Below are 18,946 nucleotides of genomic sequence, written 5' to 3'. Positions count from 1 at the left end.
CGCGCCACCAACATCGATTTTGATGCTCGCAAACTCAGACATCTGCTAGGTAGTGGCACCAACTGACCATGGTACAAATTCACTGTCCCCATAGCCAAGAATTTCCGATTTTGTCCGTTCCCCGGACGCCACAGCAAGAATCCTTCCAAAGATTTCCTCGCCCTTGCTTGTTAATGAAACACCGTCGAGGACATCGCCGCAGTTGATGTCCATGTCCTCGTTCATGCTCTCGTAGATAAACGAGTTTGTGGCAAGTTTGATCGACGGAGTCGGCTTACAACCGAAGGCTGACCCCCGACCCGTCGTGAAACACATCATGTTGGCACCACCGGCAACCTGACCAGTTGCCGAAACGGGATCATAACCGGGAGTGTCCATGAATACCAAGCCCCGGGCAGTCACCGGCTCGGCGTAGCCGAACACACCGGCCAAATTGGTGGAACCACCCTTCACCGAGGCTCCCAGCGACTTTTCAAGGATTGTCGTCAGACCTCCGGCTTTGTTTCCCGGAGATGGATTGTTGTTCATCTCCATGTTGTTTCGTTTCGTGTAGTCCTCCCACCACCGAATCCTCTCGGCAAGCCTCTCTCCGATCGCGGATGTTTCTGCCCGTCGTATCAACAGATGTTCGGCACCATAAATTTCCGGCGTTTCGGAAAGAACGGCCGTGCCACCTTGCGCCACGAGCAAATCGACAGCAACGCCAAGCGCCGGGTTGGCGGTAATACCCGAATAGCCGTCAGATCCGCCACACTGCAGGGCAAGCATGAGCTCGGACGCCGGTGCGTCTGTACGCGACGCGTGGTTGACGGTTGGAAGCATTTCGCAGATTGCTTTAACACCCGCCTCCACCGTCTTGCGGGTACCGCCAACCTCCTGGATAATCAGCGAACGGAAACTTTCGCTCTCCGTCACGCCGTAAGATTGCATCCATCGTGGTATCTGAAACGATTCACAGCCGAGCCCCACCATCAACACTCCGCCGATGTTCGGGTTGGTCGCATAGCCCCATTGGGTTCGCCTGAGCAGTTCGTAATCCTCTCCGTGCAGGTCAAGCCCGCATCCAGAGCCATGAACCAACGAAATCACGCCGTCGATGTTTGGATAGTCCTCCAGGATTGACGATCGATTTATTTGCTCGGCGATAAACCGGGCAGCGCTGGCCGAACAGTTCACCGAGGTCATGATCGCAACATAATTGCGGGTCCCGTATCTTCCGTTGGCACGCTTGTAACCTTGAAAGGTTTTACGCTCGGCAGCCGGAGCGTAATAAGTCGGTTTCGCGGCGACGCCGAATTCATAATCCCTGTCAAATGAACGGATATACACGTTTTGCTCGTGGACCCAATTGCCTGGCGCAATATCTTCTTTTGCGAAACCGATGATCTCGCCATACTTAACGACCGCTGCATCTTTAGCGATCGGCTGTACCGACATTTTGTGCCCCCGGGGCACGCGTTGCGCGACACTCACGCCGCCAACCTCCTCTCCCGGCGCAAGAGCATCGATTGCCAGCAGCACATTATCCGGATCGGCGAGTTTGATGTAGCGCGGCATTATTACCTCCCATGATAAGCGGATGATTGAGACCGGAGGATTCTGGCACGTTACAAGGAAGTAACGCGTCGCGACCTAGTTCGTCTCAACAACAGTGCATCAAAACATCGGATGCGGAGGGAGCGCTGCCCCTCCGCATCCGTTATCCAATTCACGCAGACTGGCGTTGACTGATCAGTCCAAGGCCGGCCTTCCCAGTTTCGCCGAGATTTGCTTTCGGATGTTCACGCAGCACGACATTGATATGCTCGCAGGACGAACCTATCGCCTTGTTGGTCACGTCGATCATCCGCGTGATGATTTCGGTCTTCTGGCCTTCCGAAAGGCCTTGCTCGATATCGCATTGAATGAAGGGCATTTCAGTCTCCTTTGGTTTGCGTTTACGTGTGCTTTGCCGCCGCCCGTTTGCGGAGCTGTTCCGCTCCGGCGATATCCTCGCCATTCGGACCTGGCACGTAATCGGGAACGTGTTCGCCGGCATCAAGGAAGTTGAAGCCGGGCATTTCGCGCGTGACGACGAAGATGTTTTCGATCGATACTCCAGCCACATCGACGAGAACCTGACTCAGCCCTTTCGCCAGCTGGCTCTTCTGCTCCGGGGTTCGACCATTGCGAATATCGCAGGTGATAATCGGCATTTCAAATCTCCTTTCTTGTGTGTTTGTTGAGGCAACACGTTGCCTCGCTTCGAGAAGGCCGCGTTTTACGACTTCGCTTCCAGACCCGTTCCGAAGACGAATTTCCATTCCTGGATCTCGACCGTCTCGTAGACGTCCAGCGCCGAGAACGGATCCTTCGATGCCCATTCCTTTGCGGATGCGGCATCTGCGACGTCGATGAGGAACAGGCCGCCGATAGCATGGCCTTCTGCCCCGATCAGCGGTCCCGCTCCAACGATGATGGATCCGCTGCCTTTGACATACTCCAGATGGGAGGGCCGGTTCTCGGCCCGGACTGGACCGGCTGACGCTTTATCTCTGCAATGGACGGCAAACATGGTGCTTCACTTTCCCTGTTGTTGAATGATGATGCGACGCGGCCGCTTCACGCTCGCCGGAGCAAACCCTTGTGCACTACCCCGATGGCCAGGGCGACGATCGCCCCCAGGACCGGGACTGCGGCGATGCCAATCAGTGACAAACCGAAGTCACCGGTGAAGTCCTTCATCCACCCCACCCAATAGGGCGCGACAATACCGCCGATCGTGGCGAGCGAGACAACGAGCGCGATGGCAGCGGCGCTCTTTTCACCGGTCAGCAATTGTGTCGCCAGTGCCCAAAACGGTGGTGCCGCGGAGAAGACACCAATCAAGGCAAGGCTGATACCCACGACTGTCCACACCTGACTGGTCGCCAACAGACCAGCAGTCAAAAAGCCCACCGCGCAGATCAACATCGCAAGGGCAAGATGCCAGACGCGTTCACCCGACCTGTCGGAGCTGCGGCCCCACAGGATCATCGCGACAGCCGAAACGATGTATGGAATTGCTGAAACAAGACCGACCTGCGAAACTGTAAGGCCGAGTTGCTTCATGATCTGCGGAAACCAGTAGCTGACGGAATAGAGCCCGACGAGCACGCAAAAATAGACGAACCCCAACATAATCACACGAGAGTCGGCAAACAGGGTCAGGAATGGCTGATGTCCGGATGCGTGCTGGCCCTTGCTCCCACTCGAGAGACCCCGTCGGACTTCTTCGGTTAGAGCGCGCTTTTCATCCTGATCCAACCATTTTGCTACGGCAGGTTTGTCCGAGAGGTAGAAATAAGCAACGATACCGCCAACGATTGCCGGCAGGGCCTCGAACAAGAACATCACTTGCCATCCGCGAAGGCCCCACAGGCCCTCAAAGCCGAGAAACCAGGTTGACAATGGTGCGCCGAATATGCCGGCAACAGGCATGGACGCCATAAACATTCCCACGATGCGCCCTCGCGACGATGCCGGAAACCAGTAAGTGATGTAAAGGATAACGCCCGGAAAAAAGCCTGCTTCGGCGACGCCCAGTAAAAACCGTAGGAGATAGAAGGTATAGGGACCCTGAACGAACATCATACAGGCGCCGACGACCCCCCAGCTTATCATGATGCGCGCAATCCAGATACGCGCGCCGACGCGCTCCAACATGATGTTCGACGGCACCTCGAACAGAATGTAACCGACGAAGAAAAGGCTGGCGCCCAGCCCGTATGCTGTTGCCGAAAGCCCGATATCGGCGTTCATCGTCAGCGCCGCGTAGCCGATGTTCACCCGGTCGAGAAAGTTGATGATATAGGCAACGAAAAGGAACGGCACCAACCTGATCGTCGCCTTTTTGAGCCCGCTCTGCAGCGCGCTCGTCTGCGTATCCACCCCTACCAAAACAGTCATTTTTTCCTCCCAATGACAGAATTTCCGGCTGACTTTACTTCACGCCATGCACTTCCACTGATCCGATGCCGGAAAACTCCGCCACAAAGCGATCGCCCACCGCGATTGGCTGTTGCCTCAGGAAAGATCCCGTCATGATCAGCGAACCGGGCTGAAGCGCGACGCCGTAGAGTTCAAGGCGCTGCTTCAACCACAGGATCGAGTTGAGAGGATTTCCGAGAACGGCCGTGCCATTTGCCGTCCCGATGGTTTCGCCATTGACGCTCAGACGGCATTCTACCTTCGAGAAATCAATGTCTGCCGGTATGGCAATCCCCTTTCCAAGGACGATCGCCGTATGCTCGGCATTGTCAGCCATCGCGCCGCCGAAGTCGGTGATGGGCACGCGCTTCTCAATCATTTCAAATGCTGGAAAGCATTTCGAAACGGCCCTTCGAGCATCGTCGATCGTAGTTGCCGACGAGATGTTCTCGTTGATCTCGAAGCACAGTTCACACTCGCCGTGCGGCTTCACGAGGTTGGAAAGCGACAGATCATGACCGCTCTTGTAACTGCGGGACCGGCGCAGGCTACCGAAGGCGGGCTCGGTGATGCCCAGCTGCTGCTGAACGGCAGGGTTCGTCGCCGCCACCTTCCAGCCCACACGCGGATCGCCGTTGCCGTCATACAGGTTCTGCACGCCAATCTGCACACGGAACCCTTCCTCCGCACCGAGCTTGTTTTCAAGCCCGGCGGGTACGCCCACCTTGCTTCGACCCGCCCAGAATACATCCACCAATTCATTGATATTCGACAACTCGACCTCCCGTCGTACCATTATCCACGCCGCTTCCGGCATCCTCGTTTTTCACCGTATTGCGGAGGAGGCCAATTCCCTCCACCTCGACCTCGCAAACGTCGCCGTGTTTCATCCACAAAGGCGGTTTGCGACCTGCACCGACCCCGGCCGGCGTGCCGGTGATAATGGCGTCCCCCGGTTCGAGGGTCATCGTCTTGCTGAGATCCGAAATGAGCTTTGCCACGGAGAACACCAGATCGTTTGTGTTCGCGTTCTGAACGACCGTGCCGTTCAATCGCGTGGTGATCGAAAGCCCGGCGGCGCCGAGAGGCAATTCATCGGCCGTCACCAGCGCCGGTCCGAATGCGCCTGTGCCGTCAAAATTCTTGCCGATCGTCCACTGCGGGGTCCGCAACTGGTAATCGCGGATCGAAGCGTCGTTGAACACCGAATAGCCAAGCACATGACCGAGCGCGTCTGCCTCGGAGATGTAGCGACCGCCCTTCGACAATATGACGGCGACCTCGCCTTCATAGTCGAGCTGATCGGACGTAGCCGGCTTGATGATCGGATTGAGGTGGCCGATGAGGCTTGACGCGAACCTCGGGAAAACGGTCGGGTAATCCGGAACCTTGAATCCGGTTTCGGCCGAGTGGTCGACATAATTCAGGCCGACGCAGATCATCTTCGAAGAGCCGGCGAAAGGAGGAAGGAATGTTGCCGACTCCAGGTGTATCTCAGGTCCGGCGGACAGTTTTCCGCCCAGGTCGCCAAATGACGCGTCTTTGAGGAGGGCCGGGGAGAGATCTCCGGGATAACGTTCGTCCGACGCCAGCCAGCCTCGATATGTGCCTCCATCGCCAATGGCCAATCCGAGTTGGCCTCCGATCAAAAAGCGTGTCAACCGCATAGTCTTCCTCCATGTCCTTGTCTTGTTTTCGAGAGCCGCGCGTTATGAAACAGTGCAGCACCATCCTTGGTCGATGATGAGGATGCTAACAACCAAATTCCCTCACCGTCAATCAAAAATATCTTTTTTTTGCCTTTAGAAGATAGAATTGAGATTTGCGGCGCCCTCTCAATGGCCATCTATGGCCGATCGCCAAACGACTGGACGGGCCTTGTCGAGCGTCATTCCGCGTCAGAATTACACGAAAATGCGAGTTATAACAATAGAATAACGCGACCTGCGCACCTCCAGGGACCTGCGCCTTTTTCCACGAAATGCCAAGGCGAGGCCGTCCTGATAAAATCGAAGAAGGAAAAAGATAAAGATAATATGCTTTTTTATAGACATGTTTTTGCTTCTCTGCGATGTTCCCGCTCATGAACGACAAATCACTATCGACCTTGACGGAAATGACGTACCGCAAGCTGCATGCCCATATGATGGGCCCGCAGGTGAAGCCGGACGGCAAGCTGAAGATCGCCGAGCTGGCGCAGTTGCTTTCGGTGAGCCCGAGTGTCGTGCGCGAAGCCCTCTCACGGCTTGTGTCGGAAGGTCTGGTGGTGGCCGAGCCGCAGCGAGGCTTCCGCGTCGCCCCGTTCGAGGCCTCCGACATCAACTATCTGTTCGAGGCGCGCATAGAAATCGAGCGCCTGTGTCTCACCGACGCCATCGAACATGCCGATCTCGCCTGGGAGGGACGGCTGGTGGCGGCGCTGCACGAACTGGGAAGAACGCCGGAGGAGCGCGGGCAGCGCGGGCAGGATGTCTCCGAGGCCTGGCTGAAAGCCCATGCCCATTTCCACAGCGTGCTTGTCAGCGCCTGTCGCAATCCTTGGTATCTGAAGATGAGGGCCAATCTCTATCTGCACAGCGAGCGCTTCCGGGCGCTTGCCCTGCAGTTTCCGGTCACCAACAGGGATCTGCATGCCGAGCACGAACAGATCGCCCAGGCGGCGATCGCGCGTGACACGCAAACCGCCTGCGCTCTCATGACGGTTCATCTCAAGAGGACCGTCAACGAACTCGTCTGGGAGGATCAGGAGCCTCGCGGTCAGCAAGCATCGTAACCGGCGGATTCTCCGCCATCAACATCTTCAGCAGTGGCAGATGCGAAATCGCAGATCTTCTCGCCCGTGGCTGGATCCTCCGAGGCAAAGGTGCCGCCATCGGAAGCGTCGCGAAACTCTCCGTTGATGAAGAGCTGCTTCGGGCGCGCCGCAAACGCCACAGCTTTCTGCGAGAGCTGTGCCGACGGGTCGTGGATGAGTATATTTCTGGCTTGCACGTTCATGGTCTTCCTCCTTGTGGTACTGCTCGATTTCAGGGTGCCGGCCGGAACGGCCTATTGGCGCCAAGGCGGCGTGAGCCTCAGATGTCGGCGTAACATTCCTCGTCGGGCTGCGCGCCGGGATGCGTCACCGCCCCTGAGAAGGCGGGACCGACTTGCTGCGCGTATTTCCAGATGGCCCCTGACTGGTACCGCTTGCTTTGCGGCGGACGCCACTCACATTGCCGGGCCTGGAGTTCTTCATCGGTTAATTCAACATTGAGCTCGCCGGCCTCCGCATCGATTACGATGATGTCGCCATCGCGAAGAAGTGCGATCGGCCCGCCGACAGCAGCTTCGGGACCGACATGCCCAATACAGAAGCCGCGGGTTCCGCCGGAAAAGCGCCCGTCGGTGACAAGCGCCACCTCTCCCGACGGGTCCTGCCCATACAGCATGGCGGTGGTCGCCAGCATCTCACGCATTCCCGGCCCGCCCTTGGGGCCTTCGTACCGTATGACGATGACATCGCCCTTTTGGTATTTTCGGTCGCGGACTGCGGCGAAAGCATCCTCTTCATTATCGAAACACCGCGCCGGGCCAGTGAATGTCCTCTTCGCCAGGCCCGCAACTTTGACGACTGCCCCATCGGGCGCCAGGTTTCCACGCAGAGCAATTACGCCGCCCGTCGGGCTTTTCGGTGCGCTTACCGGATAGATGACGTCCTGATGCGGATTCCATTTCACGCCGGCGAGATTTTCCGCGACGGTCTGTCCAGTGACTGTCATACAGTCACCATGAAGGAAGCCGCCGTCCAGCAGGGTTTTCATCAGCAGGGGCACGCCACCCACATCGAACATATCCTTTGCAACGTATTTTCCGCCCGGTTGTAGGTCGGCAATGTAAGGGGTGCGCTGGAAGATCTCGGAAACGTCGAACAGGTCGAACTTGATGCCGCATTCGTGCGCCAGCGCTGGAAGATGCAATGTCGAATTGGTCGATCCGCCTGACGCCGCGACAACGGCGGCGGCGTTTTCGAGGGACTGACGCGTGACGATGTCGCGCGGGCGGATCTGCCGCCTGATCAGTTCCATGATTTTCTCACCCGAGACGACGCACAGGGCATCCCGGCTCAGATACGCTGCAGGAGCACCAGAGGAATAGGGCAGTGCCAGGCCGATCGCCTCCGACACGGCGGCCATGGTGTTTGCCGTCGCCTGCACGCCGCATGAACCGGATGTCGGACATGACACGCGTTCCATCTCGTCAAGCTCTTCCGTGGACAGTTCGCCGATCGAGTGCTTTCCGGCCGCCTCTACCATGTCCTGAACGGTGATGGATCTGCCGGCATATTGGGCGGGGAGCTGCGAGCCTCCATAGACGAAGATCGACGGCACATTCAGACGGATCATCGCCATCATCAGGGCCGGCAGCGTCTTGTCGCATCCTGCAAGGCCGATGAGGGCGTCGTAAGAATGGCCCCTGACCGTCAGCTCGACCGAATCCGCTATACATTCCCGCGACGGCAGCGACGCGCGCATTCCTTCGTGTCCCATAGCCAGGAGATCGGTCACAGATATCGTCGTGAATTCCCTCGGCGTGCCACCACCCCGGACCACGCCTCGCTTTGCGGCCTGCGCCTGGCGCATCAGCGAGATATTGCAGGGTGCGGCCTCATTCCAGCATGAAACAACGCCGACAAATGGCTGGTGAATCTCCTGCTTGGTCAGGCCCATCGAATATAACATTGCCCTGTGCGACGCGCGCTCATAGCCCTGGGTGACGTGCCTGCTGGGCAAGCGCTGCTTGGCAAAGTCATTGTCCGACATTGATTTCCTCCTTGATGAACCATGCTTTCCGAAACCCACGGCCGGCATCAAAGACGCCGACCCTCTCCTGTGGGATCTGGTCACTTTCAAAATGCTATCGTGTGGACGCCATATTGTCTACATAAATATAAAACATCTTTTTTATATTTATCTAGATAACGATGCGCGTCGAGTTGCGGCTCCGATGGTGTCCTGGTTCGATCTGCCGCACCCTTCCGAGTGCATGCCCAATCTAACCGTCAACTCAATTCAATCAATTATATAGGAACAAGAACCTCACATAAAAACCTAAGCATTCACGATGCAAGAAAGAACGTCCAGGGCTCGACAGCCACCGATCGAAGAAAAATAAATGGCAGCCTGGCTCAACGCAACAGAAAGACGGCGATATTTCATAAGAAAAAAGATTTTAATTGACCGGCGGCAAAATCATGATTGTATAGAGCCGTTGTCGTGAAACGCTACGACAATGCCTGCGCTCGTCAAAGCGGACAACGGATTGATCAACGGCTACCTGGTTGCGCCGACTGGAAACCCGCGAACGCCGGCTTTGCGCGCAATTGTGTGGGCGACGCTGATCATGCTCCGGAAGGGGTTCATGACCGAAACCGATCGACGAGAGAAGGGACTACTCCGCAGATCAATCCATGGTGCTGGTGATTGCGGCGTGCTCTGGAGGCAGTGAACGAATGAACAAGGTTTATCGCGAAGCGACGGCAAGTCTCGCCGAACTTCTTCGAGACGATATGACAATCATGAGCGGAGGGTTTGGTCTTTGCGGCATTCCCGAAGCGCTGATCGATGCCGTGCAGGCCTCAGGGGTCCGCGGCTTGACGGTTATATCGAACAACGCGGGGGTGGACGGAACCGGTCTCGGAAAGCTGCTGGCGACGCGGCAGATCAGGAAAATGATCTCGTCCTATGTCGGAGAAAACAAACTGTTCGCCGAACAGTATCTCTCGGGAGATCTGGAGCTGGAGTTTTGCCCGCAAGGGACTCTGGCGGAAAGAATTCGGGCCGGAGGAGCGGGCATACCCGCTTTCTTTACCAAGACAGGAGTCGGCACCATCATCGCCAAGGGAAAGGAGACCGCCGTCTTTAGCGGACAAACCCACATCCTGGAGCGTGCCCTGCTCGCGGACCTTGCCCTGGTTCATGCTTACAAGGGCGACCACGAGGGCAATCTCGTGTTTCGCAAGACGGCGCGCAATTTCAATCCGGTCATGGCGACGGCCGCGCATACCACGATTGCCGAGGTGGAGCATCTCGTGAATCTCGGCGATATCGATCCCGACGCCATCCATACACCGGGCATCTACGTTTCCCGGATCGTTGAGATCCCCAACCCGGTCAAGCACATCGAGCAGCGAACGGTTCGCCCGGCGATCCTCACCGAGGGAGCATATGCATGACATGGAGCCGTGAACAGATGGCACAGCGTGCCGCGCGCGAGTTGCGGGACGGCTATTACGTGAATCTCGGGATAGGAATTCCGACTTTGGTCGCAAACTTCATCGCAGACGACATCTCGGTCAAGTTGCAGAGCGAGAACGGCATGCTGGGCATGGGACCTTTTCCGTTCGAGGGTAACGAAGATGCCGACCTCATCAACGCCGGAAAACAGACGATCACCGAGCTTCCCAGCAGCAGTTATTTTTCCAGCGCGGAGAGTTTTGCGATTATCCGTGGCGGTCATATCGATCTGACGATCCTTGGCGCTATGGAGGTCGCGGAGAACGGTGATCTCGCCAACTGGATGATCCCGGGAAAGATGGCCAAGGGCATGGGCGGGGCGATGGATCTGGTAAATGGCGTCAACAAAGTTGTCGTCCTGATGGAGCATACCGCCAAGGGAGAGCCGAAACTCCGGCAGCGCTGCACCTTGCCATTAACCGGCCAGCGCGTCGTCGACATGGTGATCACGGACATGGCCGTGTTCACGCTCGAAAGGCAGGGTGAATCAAAACTGACCCTGGTCGAACTTGCCGATGGCGTTTCCGTAGACGATGTCAAACTTGCTACAGAAGCCCGCTTTGCCATCGAACTGGGATAGGTCGACGATTACGCCGGACAGCGATCGTCCGGCCGCACCACGAAATGCAACACCAGACCGGGCCTCAGTTCCGGCAAGTTTCAGTGCGGCTCAAAAATACCGGCGTTGCCGATGTGCGACGCTCGTAGCTTCGGATGCGTTCGTGTCCCCTGATTTCGAGCGCTTCATTAGCAAACGCGCAGCCCTGACAGTTCAGCCACAAAGTGGAGATTCGATTGCCTATATCCAAGATCCTTGTCGCCAATCGTTCCGAAATTGCGATCCGTGTTTTTCGCGCTGCCAACGAACTGGGGATCAGCACGGTCGCGATCTGGGCGGAGGAAGACAGGCTCGCGCTGCATCGTTTCAAGGCGGATGAGAGCTATCAGGTTGGCCGCGGTCCGCATCTGAAGCGCGATCTCGGTCCCATCGAAAGCTACCTGTCGATCGAGGAGGTCATTCGCGTCGCCAAGCTCTCCGGCGCCGACGCTATTCATCCCGGTTACGGTCTTCTCTCCGAGAGCCCCGAATTTGTCGATGCCTGCGATGCCGCCGGTATCACCTTCATCGGCCCGTCGGCTGATACGATGCGAAAGGTCGGCAACAAGGTCGCCGCGCGCAATCTGGCAATCTCGGTCGATGTCCCGGTTGTGCCAGCCACCGATCCGCTGCCGGACGATATGGCGGAAGTTGCGAAGATGGCTTCATCGATCGGCTATCCTCTCATGTTAAAGGCCTCCTGGGGCGGGGGCGGCCGTGGTATGCGCGTCATCCGCTCGCAGGCCGATCTCTCCCGGGATGTGACCGAAGCCAAGCGCGAGGCGATGGCGGCCTTCGGCAAGGATGAGGTCTACCTTGAGAAGCTTGTTGAAAATGCCCGTCACGTCGAAAGCCAGATCATCGGAGACACGCACGGCAATGTCGTCCACCTATTCGAGCGCGATTGCTCCATCCAGCGCCGCAACCAGAAGGTCGTCGAGCGTGCGCCGGCGCCTTATCTCAGTTGGGAGCAGCGACGAGAAGTGGCGGCCCATTCCCTGAAGATCGCAACCGCTGCGAACTACGTCGGCGCCGGCACCGTCGAATATCTGATGGATGCCGACACCGGCAAGTTCTACTTCATCGAAGTCAATCCACGCATCCAGGTCGAGCACACAGTCACGGAAGTGGTCACCGGCATCGACGTCGTCAAGGCGCAGATCCGCATTCTCGAGGGTGCCGCGATCGGCACGCCGGAATCGGGCGTGCCGAAGCAGGAGGACATCCGTCTCAACGGCCATGCGCTGCAGTGCCGTATCACGACTGAGGATCCCGAGCATAATTTCATTCCGGACTACGGTCGCATCACCGCCTATCGTTCCGCCGCCGGATTCGGTGTGCGCCTCGATGGCGGAACGGCATATTCGGGCGCCTATATCACCCGCTACTACGATCCGTTGCTGGTGAAGGTGACCGCTTGGGCGCCGCGGCCAGGCGAAGCGATCGACCGCATGCATCGTGCGTTGCGCGAGTTCCGTATCCGCGGCGTAGCGACCAACCTCACGTTCCTCGAAGCGATCATCACCCATCCGAAATTCAAGGACAACAGCTACACGACGCGTTTCATCGATACGACGCCGGAGCTGTTCCAGCAGGTGAAGCGCCAGGACCGCGCCAGCAAGCTTTTGACCTATCTCGCCGACGTCACCGTCAATGGCCACCCCGAAGCCAAGGGACGGCCGAAGCCCGCCCCTGATGTTGCAAAGCCGGTCGTGCCGATTGTCCACCGCTCGGCGCCGATTCCGCACGGCTCGAAACAGTTACTCGACCAGCTCGGGCCGAAGAAGTTCGCGGAATGGATGCGGGGCGAAAAGCGCGTACTGATCACCGACACAACGATGCGTGACGGCCATCAGTCGCTGCTCGCCACCCGTGTGCGCACCTATGACATTGCCAGAATCGCCGGTACCTATGCACATGCGCTGCCAAACCTCTTGTCGCTGGAATGCTGGGGTGGCGCCACCTTCGACGTCTCCATGCGCTTTCTGACTGAGGATCCGTGGGAGCGGCTGTCGATGGTGCGTGAAGCCGCGCCGAACCTGCTGCTGCAGATGCTTTTGCGCGGCGCCAACGGCGTCGGCTACAAGAACTATCCCGATAACGTCGTCAAATACTTCGTCCGCCAGGCCGCTGCCGGCGGCATCGATCTCTTCCGCGTCTTCGACTGCCTGAACTGGGTGGAAAACATGCGCGTGTCGATGGATGCGGTGGCGGAAGAGAACAAGCTCAGCGAAGCGGCGATCTGCTACACCGGGGATATCCTGAACTCGGCGCGACCGAAGTACGACCTGAAGTACTACGCCGATCTCGCCGTTCAGCTTGAGAAGGCCGGCGCGCATATCATCGCGCTGAAGGACATGGCCGGCCTCTTGAAGCCTGCCGCCGCCAAGGTGCTGTTCAAAGCGCTGCGCGAGGCGACAAGCCTGCCGATCCATTTCCACACCCACGACACATCGGGCATTGCAGCTGCAACGGTTCTTGTCGCCGTGGATGCGGGCGTCGATGCCGTCGACGCGGCGATGGATGCGCTCTCAGGCAACACGTCGCAGCCCTGCCTCGGCTCCATCGTTGCAGCGCTTGCCGGCGGCGAACGTGATCCCGGGCTGGACGCAGACTGGATCCGCAAGATCTCCTTCTACTGGGAAGCCGTGCGCAACCAGTATGCTGCCTTCGAGAGCGAACTCAAGGGACCGACCTCGGAAGTCTATCTGCACGAGATGCCGGGCGGTCAGTTCACCAATCTCAAGGAACAGGCCCGCTCGCTCGGCCTCGACACCAAGTGGAACAAGGTCGCTCAGACCTATGCTGACGTGAACCAGATGTTCGGCGACATCGTCAAGGTCACGCCGTCCTCCAAGGTGGTGGGCGACATGGCGCTGATGATGGTCAGCCAGGATCTGACGGTGGCCGACGTCGAAAATCCGACGAAGGACATCGCCTTCCCGGATTCGGTCGTCTCCATGCTAAAGGGCGATCTCGGCCAGCCTCCAGGCGGATGGCCGAAAGCACTGCAGAAGAAGGCGCTGAAGGGCGACACGCCCTATATTGACGTTCCCGGTTCGCTGCTGCCCACGGCGGATCTCGACGCCGAACGCAAGGCGATCGAGACCAAGCTGGAACGCGAGGTATCGGACTTCGAATTCGCCTCCTACCTGATGTATCCCAAGGTCTTCACTGACTTCGCACGGGCATCAGACACCTATGGTCCGGTCTCGGTTCTGCCGACCCCTGCCTATTTCTACGGACTGGCGGATGGCGACGAGCTGTTTGCCGATATCGAGAAGGGCAAGACGCTCGTGGTCGTCAATCAGGCGATGAGCGGCACCGACAGCCAGGGCATGGTCACCGTGTTCTTCGAACTCAACGGCCAGCCGCGCCGCATCAAGGTGCCGGATCGTACCCATGGTCCTTCCGGGGCTGCTGCCCGCCGCAAGGCGGAGCCGGGCAATGCCGCCCATGTCGGCGCGCCGATGCCGGGCGTTATTTCCCGCGTCTTCGTGTCTCAGGGGCAGGCTATCAATGCCGGCGACGTGTTGGTGTCGATCGAGGCGATGAAGATGGAAACGGCACTGCACGCAGAGATGGATGGTACGATAGCCGAAATCCTGATCCAGGCCGGCGACCAGATCGACGCCAAAGATTTGCTGATGGTTGTGGATTGAAAAACGCGGAGATAGCGAAATGGATTTACAGCAAAGTGGCCGTCGCAAGGACGTCTTGCCAGAGGGCGCAACCAGTGGCGATATCGGTGGAAAGCTCAGGCGCGAACGATTGGCTCTTGGCTACAGCATTGATGACATGTCGGTCATTACCGGGTTGACCAGACAGGAGATTGACGATGCCGAACGCGGCATAGGCGGGAACCCGGCGATATTCATGCGCCTTCGCGCTGCTACGCGGAAATTCTGACCCAGACATTTCAACAAATTGAGATCTGCTAGGCGTGGTGCAGACGCAGCCCAATCTCATCATCTCTACGAAACCACTGTCGGCATCGCCGACAAGGAATCTATTTTGATGGATACGCCCACGGTCGGGCTGAACTGCGGCGTGCTGGGCAGAACGTCTTTGATGAGGGGGACGATCCGCGGCAGCCGGGGTGGGTCGCGCTGCAGGCTTTATACACGAACGATGACGAGCGTTCCCGTTGGTGTTCGTCCCGTACTTTCAAGCACACGCAAAATCCAAGCGCTTGAACTCCGCGATTGCCGCAATGGCCTCTGAGAGCGGCACGATGCGGGCCGTCGCCGGAAGGAGTATGCCTCGCTCTGCCGCCTTGGAGACCCACCGACATCGATCAGCCGTTTTTAACCGAAGCTGTTCCGGTGACGCCCGGCGGGCGGTCAGTCCGCCACCAGAGTCGGCCACTCTTCCTTCACGTGGCAAGCGCCGGGACGATCTGCCGCCGCAAAACGACAAGATTTGCTAGGAGACTCTGGACGATCTCGTTGTGCTGGTTGCGCGTTGCGCTGCGAAGTACGACAATTCCGCGGTCTGGCCTGGAACGGGAGGGCGTAATTTTCGTCACCTCACTTTCAACGGTGAGCCGATCTCCAGGCCGCGTTGGTCGAGGCCAGGAAATCTCCCCTCCTGCCCCGATGATGCCATTTGCAAAAGGCACGCTCTCCGATATCAACCGCATCGTGATTGCCGCCACATGCCAACCGCTGCTTGCGAGGCCACCGAATATCGTGCCTTTGGCTGCCTCGTCGTCGAGATGGAACGGTTGAGGATCAAACTCTGACGCAAATTTCTGTATCTGTTCGGCGCTCAGATCGAAAGCGCGACTGACGAACTTCTGCCCTTCCATGAGATCTTCCAGGAATAATTTTCCGCCAGAACTCACAGCGTCAGGCGTAACGGTATCGGTTTTCTCCATAATTTCACGCTCTCGCTTCCAAGTATCGTCGTCCGACAAGTGGTCATAGGTTATTTACCGGAACCACACGCCGGATCGGACGGCGAGCAGATTGATCGCGCCGTAGGCGACAAGAGCCACTGCGATCGCTGCGAAAAGTCCGTTGAGCGAGCCCGTCACGCGCAAGGCGATCCAGCCGCCGATTAGAGCAATGGTCGTCCTCAGGAACCCACTTCCAACCGGCCAAAGCAGACGCCCGGCACCTTGTGAGGCAAAATACAGCGAAAGACCCAGGCCGAAAAAGCCGTAGACGGGCCCGACGATCCGCAGATACGCCGTTCCGGCCTCTATCATGTCGGCGTCGGCACTGAAGAGCTCCAGCCACTGATGCGGCCAGATAGCGGCGGCGAGGCCAATGGCTTCCGTCAGCAAGAATGCAAGCGCGCCGCCGGTCAGCGCTATCTGCACTGCGCGCTGACGGTTTCCGGCGCCAATATTGGTTCCAACCATGGCGACGAGGGGGGCGCCGATGCCGAAGATGAGCGGAATAAGCAGATATTCGAGGCGTGCCCCGGTTCCAAAACCGGCGACGGCTCCGACGCCTGCGACGGACGCAACAAGTGCGGTCGCTCCACCGATCGTGACGTTGGTCTGGATCGACGTGAGGGCGGAAACGGCGCCCACGCGCAGAATGCTCCGCAACGTCACCCAGCTAAGCCTATCCCAACGGAACCGAACCGAGCTGCGGCCAGCGAGTATATACCACGCCATTGCCGCCGTGCCAGCGACATAGAAAATGATTAGCGCTACGCCTCCCCCGGCAATACCCATCGCGGGGACGGGGCCTGAGCCGAAGATCAACAGCGGCGACACCGGGACGAGAAACAGGACGCCGACACAGATGACGCTGGCGGGATAAAGCATGTTGCCTGTTCCCCGGATCACGCTCGCAAGCCCATTCATCAACCATATGAAGATGTTTCCGGCAAAAACGGTGTTGGAATAGATCAAAGCTGCTTCGAGCTCCGCGCCCTGCCCCCCTAGCAGACGATAGATAGGTTCGCCGAAGACAAGAAATATCAGGGAGAAAGCAACGCCCAGACAAATATTGATGACGATCGCGTGGAGTACGATGGCATCGGCCTGAAGCTGGCGTCCGCCTCCAAGCGCACGCGCGACGGCCGAGGAAATGCCACCCCCCATCGCTCCGGCCGATATCATCGTCATCAGCATGACGGGGGGGAACACCAGCGCCATGCCCGCGAGCGCGTCTGTTCCGAGCTTCGCTACGAACCAGGTTTCGATCAGGCCCACGGCAGCCTGTGCGACCATGATCACAACGTTCGGCCACGCCAGGCTGAGAAGCAAGGGAACGATTGGCGCCTCGAGAAGGCGCCGGGTCCGTTCGTCGTGATGGTCTCTTCGGGACGGCCCCGCGGCTGCATCTGTCACGATCTGCCCTCATAGCGCTTGCGCGTTCTCTCGTTCGCAGCCGGACCGGGGACGAGCCTGAACACCGGATCGCTGATGGGCAGGCCGCTCACAGCATCGACAACGGTCGGATCGGCTTCCAGTCCCGTTTGCCGGTTGATCAGCACCACGCTTTTGCCTTCGGGCGCATAGTGAGTGGTGGCCCAGCTTTGAAGCATCAGCATGACCGGCCGGAAATCCCATCCACGCTCGGTCACGATGTACTCGTTGCGTGGTGGCCGGTCGCAATAGCGGCGCTTCTCGAGCAGACCGGCCTCGACGAGCGCCTTGAGGCGAGCGGTCAGGATATTTGGTGCAATGCCAAGATTTTCCTCGAATTCATCGAACCGCGTAAGCCCGTTGAAGGCGTCACGCAGGATCAGCATCGTCCATCTTTCGCCGACGCGCTCCAGACCTCTCGCGATAGGGCATTGCATCTCACCGAAACTGATCTTTTTCATGAGCTAGGTCCGTCAGTTCAAAGAGGCTTGCGTTTTGCAAGTAACCAGACTATCAAGAATGATGGTCTTTGCAAGAAAAAGATCATTGTTTTAAAAAAAGATTTTATTTGACCTACAGCATATGGAGCAATAACTAATCTTGCGCTGGTCATGATGGTTACCGTGACGTTGCGCTTTTGAATCGCGGGACGAGCGAGGCGATATGTTGTTTTCGCATGAAACACTGAGGGCGAGTCGAGGCCGGCGCACGGACTTTCCAATCATCGTCGCTATCCATTCGACGATACTTGGCCCTGCGGTCGGCGGCTGTCGCGTGAAGGACTACGGGGATTTTTCGTCAGCTGTTGCAGATTGCCTGCTGCTTGCCGAGGCGATGACCTACAAGGCCGCAGCGGTCGACAACGGAACGGGAGGCGGCAAGAGTGTCGCCTGCGTTCCCAAAGACTGGGCAGGGTTTTCTCGACACCGAGACCGGGCGCCTCTTTTCCTCGATATCGCGGATATCGTCGCGGAACTCGTTGGCCAATATCACGTCGCGCCTGATGTCGGGTCGACCCCTGATGACATGGGGGTCGTTCGAAGGCGCACGCCCTATGTCGCCGGCTTGCCACTGAGCCTCGGTGGCGCCGGTGGAACGGCGTACGGCACGGCGATAGGCGTTTTCGCCGCCCTGGAACTGGCCTCGTCGACAATACTTGGCTCTCAGAGCCTGCGGGGAGCGACCATCGCACTCCAGGGTTTCGGTGGCGTCGGCAGCCTGTTGTGCGATCTTCTGACAAAAGCTGGTGCGTCGGTTGTCGCGACCGACATCGACCTGTCGAAGAGGCAAGCTGTCGAGCAAAGCGGCGCCAAATGGGTTGCGCCGGAGACGATCTGCGCCCAGGACTGCGACGTCTTCATGCCTTGCGCACTCGGCGGAATTCTCGATGATAGGGTGATTGCGGATTTGCGATGCAAGCTCGTCGTCGGCGCCGCCAACAATCAGCTGGCGAGACCTGAAAGCGAAAGCCTCATGACGCAGCGCGGTATTGTTTACATTCCAGACTTCGTCGCCAACGCCGGCGGCTTGGCCTATTCCAGCGGGATCGAGATCCATGGATTGTCTGCCCAAGCCTCGAGCGAACGGCTTGTCACCCGAATAACCGGTGCGCTTCGGACAGCGTTCGATATGCGGGATGAGGGCCTGTCGCTCACCCGGGCCGCCTACAGAATTGCCGAGGACCGACTGCGCGATGGCGGCTATGCCGGCCCTTCCGCCCTGCCCGGCCCGGATGGCAACGCCTGAAACACGGGACCGACTCTTGAACAGACTCATCAACAATCGATGAACCGGAGA

At 58.3% G+C, this 18,946-nt stretch carries 18 protein-coding genes; 6 read left to right on the top strand and 12 right to left on the bottom strand.

All coding sequences use genetic code 11. The features are described from left to right. Nucleotides 1–45: 45 nt before the first annotated feature. The 7 genes from EDF70_RS25320 to EDF70_RS25290 all read right to left on the bottom strand — a co-directional run bounded on the left by EDF70_RS25320 (nucleotide 46) and on the right by EDF70_RS25290 (nucleotide 5,615). Entirely contained in the window at nucleotides 46–1,557 is a 1,512-nt protein-coding gene (locus EDF70_RS25320) for an altronate dehydratase family protein (RefSeq protein WP_132279519.1), read from the bottom strand. A 151-nt stretch (nucleotides 1,558–1,708) separates the two neighbouring features. After that, nucleotides 1,709–1,915, bottom strand: coding sequence for a tautomerase family protein (locus EDF70_RS30080; protein ID WP_165932133.1), 207 nt, complete (start codon nucleotides 1,913–1,915; stop codon nucleotides 1,709–1,711). Between the two features lie 22 nt (nucleotides 1,916–1,937). After that, nucleotides 1,938–2,195, bottom strand: coding sequence for a tautomerase family protein (locus EDF70_RS30075; RefSeq protein ID WP_165932132.1), 258 nt, complete (start codon nucleotides 2,193–2,195; stop codon nucleotides 1,938–1,940). 65 nt (nucleotides 2,196–2,260) lie between these two features. Next, a complete protein-coding gene (locus EDF70_RS25305) occupies nucleotides 2,261–2,554 on the bottom strand; it encodes a YciI family protein (RefSeq protein ID WP_132279510.1) in 294 nt (97 codons plus the stop codon). Between the two features lie 47 nt (nucleotides 2,555–2,601). Beyond that, a complete protein-coding gene (locus EDF70_RS25300; protein ID WP_132279507.1) occupies nucleotides 2,602–3,927 on the bottom strand; it encodes an MFS transporter in 1,326 nt (441 codons plus the stop codon). A 34-nt stretch (nucleotides 3,928–3,961) separates the two neighbouring features. Then, on the bottom strand, nucleotides 3,962–4,723 hold the full coding sequence (locus tag EDF70_RS25295; protein WP_165932131.1) for a fumarylacetoacetate hydrolase family protein: 762 nt from the start codon (nucleotides 4,721–4,723) through the stop codon (nucleotides 3,962–3,964). Beyond that, nucleotides 4,707–5,615 carry a fumarylacetoacetate hydrolase family protein gene (locus EDF70_RS25290; RefSeq protein ID WP_132279501.1) on the bottom strand — a complete coding sequence of 303 codons (909 nt, stop codon included), beginning with the start codon at nucleotides 5,613–5,615 and terminating at the stop codon, nucleotides 4,707–4,709. Before EDF70_RS25290 ends, EDF70_RS25295 begins: the two co-directional genes overlap by 17 nt. 416 nt (nucleotides 5,616–6,031) lie before the next feature. Between EDF70_RS25290 and EDF70_RS25285 the strand changes: the two genes are divergently transcribed. Next, a complete protein-coding gene (locus EDF70_RS25285) occupies nucleotides 6,032–6,721 on the top strand; it encodes a GntR family transcriptional regulator (RefSeq protein ID WP_165932130.1) in 690 nt (229 codons plus the stop codon). Here the strand turns inward: EDF70_RS25285 and EDF70_RS25280 are convergent. Together EDF70_RS25280 and ilvD are read right to left on the bottom strand one after the other, a co-directional pair. Further along, nucleotides 6,706–6,945: a hypothetical protein gene (locus EDF70_RS25280; protein ID WP_132279495.1), complete on the bottom strand. Its 240-nt coding sequence runs from the start codon at nucleotides 6,943–6,945 to the stop codon at nucleotides 6,706–6,708. The genes EDF70_RS25285 and EDF70_RS25280 overlap by 16 nt on opposite strands. Nucleotides 6,946–7,022: 77 nt before the next feature. Beyond that, entirely contained in the window at nucleotides 7,023–8,750 is a 1,728-nt protein-coding gene (ilvD, locus tag EDF70_RS25275) for a dihydroxy-acid dehydratase (RefSeq protein ID WP_132279492.1), read from the bottom strand. A gap of 689 nt (nucleotides 8,751–9,439) precedes the next feature. Here ilvD and EDF70_RS25270 point away from each other — a divergent pair. From EDF70_RS25270 to EDF70_RS25255, 4 genes are all read left to right on the top strand, one after another. Next, complete coding sequence (locus EDF70_RS25270) at nucleotides 9,440–10,162, top strand: CoA transferase subunit A (protein ID WP_132279489.1); 723 nt, start codon at nucleotides 9,440–9,442, stop codon at nucleotides 10,160–10,162. Beyond that, nucleotides 10,159–10,803, top strand: a complete 645-nt coding sequence (locus tag EDF70_RS25265) for a 3-oxoacid CoA-transferase subunit B (RefSeq protein WP_132279486.1) — start codon at nucleotides 10,159–10,161, stop codon at nucleotides 10,801–10,803. Before EDF70_RS25270 ends, EDF70_RS25265 begins: the two co-directional genes overlap by 4 nt. Before the next feature lie 215 nt (nucleotides 10,804–11,018). Next, on the top strand, nucleotides 11,019–14,483 hold the full coding sequence (gene pyc, locus EDF70_RS25260) for a pyruvate carboxylase (protein WP_132279483.1): 3,465 nt from the start codon (nucleotides 11,019–11,021) through the stop codon (nucleotides 14,481–14,483). A gap of 19 nt (nucleotides 14,484–14,502) precedes the next feature. Next, nucleotides 14,503–14,730, top strand: a complete 228-nt coding sequence (locus tag EDF70_RS25255) for a helix-turn-helix domain-containing protein (protein WP_132279480.1) — start codon at nucleotides 14,503–14,505, stop codon at nucleotides 14,728–14,730. A gap of 466 nt (nucleotides 14,731–15,196) precedes the next feature. Here the strand turns inward: EDF70_RS25255 and EDF70_RS25250 are convergent, their stop codons facing one another. The 3 genes from EDF70_RS25250 to EDF70_RS25240 are packed head-to-tail and all read right to left on the bottom strand — an operon-like array spanning nucleotide 15,197 to nucleotide 17,586. After that, complete coding sequence (locus EDF70_RS25250; RefSeq protein WP_132279477.1) at nucleotides 15,197–15,700, bottom strand: MaoC family dehydratase; 504 nt, start codon at nucleotides 15,698–15,700, stop codon at nucleotides 15,197–15,199. 54 nt (nucleotides 15,701–15,754) lie between these two features. Then, complete coding sequence (locus tag EDF70_RS25245) at nucleotides 15,755–17,131, bottom strand: MATE family efflux transporter (protein ID WP_245519346.1); 1,377 nt, start codon at nucleotides 17,129–17,131, stop codon at nucleotides 15,755–15,757. Further along, on the bottom strand, nucleotides 17,128–17,586 hold the full coding sequence (locus tag EDF70_RS25240; RefSeq protein WP_348639737.1) for a helix-turn-helix domain-containing protein: 459 nt from the start codon (nucleotides 17,584–17,586) through the stop codon (nucleotides 17,128–17,130). Before EDF70_RS25240 ends, EDF70_RS25245 begins: the two co-directional genes overlap by 4 nt. 226 nt (nucleotides 17,587–17,812) lie before the next feature. Here EDF70_RS25240 and EDF70_RS25235 point away from each other — a divergent pair, with 226 nt between their 5' ends. After that, entirely contained in the window at nucleotides 17,813–18,895 is a 1,083-nt protein-coding gene (locus EDF70_RS25235) for a Glu/Leu/Phe/Val dehydrogenase dimerization domain-containing protein (RefSeq protein ID WP_132279471.1), read from the top strand. Nucleotides 18,896–18,946: the final 51 nt, after the last annotated feature.

The sequence above is a fragment of the Neorhizobium sp. JUb45 genome (genome assembly GCF_004343585.1).
Taxonomy (GTDB): domain Bacteria; phylum Pseudomonadota; class Alphaproteobacteria; order Rhizobiales; family Rhizobiaceae; genus Neorhizobium.
The sequence above is the reverse complement of the archived record's forward strand: the minus strand, read 5'-3'. Positions and strand labels throughout refer to the sequence as shown.

Excerpts from the sequence above, each read along its gene's own strand:
- EDF70_RS25265 (WP_132279486.1), top strand. The coding sequence starts at position 10,159 with ATGACATGGAGCCGTGAACAGATGGCACAGCGTGCCGCGCGCGAGTTG.
- ilvD (WP_132279492.1), bottom strand. The coding sequence starts at position 8,750 with ATGTCGGACAATGACTTTGCCAAGCAGCGCTTGCCCAGCAGGCACGTC.
- EDF70_RS25250 (WP_132279477.1), bottom strand. The coding sequence starts at position 15,700 with ATGGAGAAAACCGATACCGTTACGCCTGACGCTGTGAGTTCTGGCGGA.
- EDF70_RS30080 (WP_165932133.1), bottom strand. The coding sequence starts at position 1,915 with ATGCCCTTCATTCAATGCGATATCGAGCAAGGCCTTTCGGAAGGCCAG.
- EDF70_RS25255 (WP_132279480.1), top strand. The coding sequence starts at position 14,503 with ATGGATTTACAGCAAAGTGGCCGTCGCAAGGACGTCTTGCCAGAGGGC.
- EDF70_RS25280 (WP_132279495.1), bottom strand. The coding sequence starts at position 6,945 with ATGAACGTGCAAGCCAGAAATATACTCATCCACGACCCGTCGGCACAG.
- EDF70_RS30075 (WP_165932132.1), bottom strand. The coding sequence starts at position 2,195 with ATGCCGATTATCACCTGCGATATTCGCAATGGTCGAACCCCGGAGCAG.
- EDF70_RS25320 (WP_132279519.1), bottom strand. The coding sequence starts at position 1,557 with ATGCCGCGCTACATCAAACTCGCCGATCCGGATAATGTGCTGCTGGCA.
- EDF70_RS25270 (WP_132279489.1), top strand. The coding sequence starts at position 9,440 with ATGAACAAGGTTTATCGCGAAGCGACGGCAAGTCTCGCCGAACTTCTT.
- EDF70_RS25290 (WP_132279501.1), bottom strand. The coding sequence starts at position 5,615 with ATGCGGTTGACACGCTTTTTGATCGGAGGCCAACTCGGATTGGCCATT.
- EDF70_RS25240 (WP_348639737.1), bottom strand. The coding sequence starts at position 17,586 with ATGCAATGCCCTATCGCGAGAGGTCTGGAGCGCGTCGGCGAAAGATGG.
- EDF70_RS25285 (WP_165932130.1), top strand. The coding sequence starts at position 6,032 with ATGAACGACAAATCACTATCGACCTTGACGGAAATGACGTACCGCAAG.
- EDF70_RS25235 (WP_132279471.1), top strand. The coding sequence starts at position 17,813 with ATGTTGTTTTCGCATGAAACACTGAGGGCGAGTCGAGGCCGGCGCACG.
- EDF70_RS25305 (WP_132279510.1), bottom strand. The coding sequence starts at position 2,554 with ATGTTTGCCGTCCATTGCAGAGATAAAGCGTCAGCCGGTCCAGTCCGG.
- EDF70_RS25300 (WP_132279507.1), bottom strand. The coding sequence starts at position 3,927 with ATGACTGTTTTGGTAGGGGTGGATACGCAGACGAGCGCGCTGCAGAGC.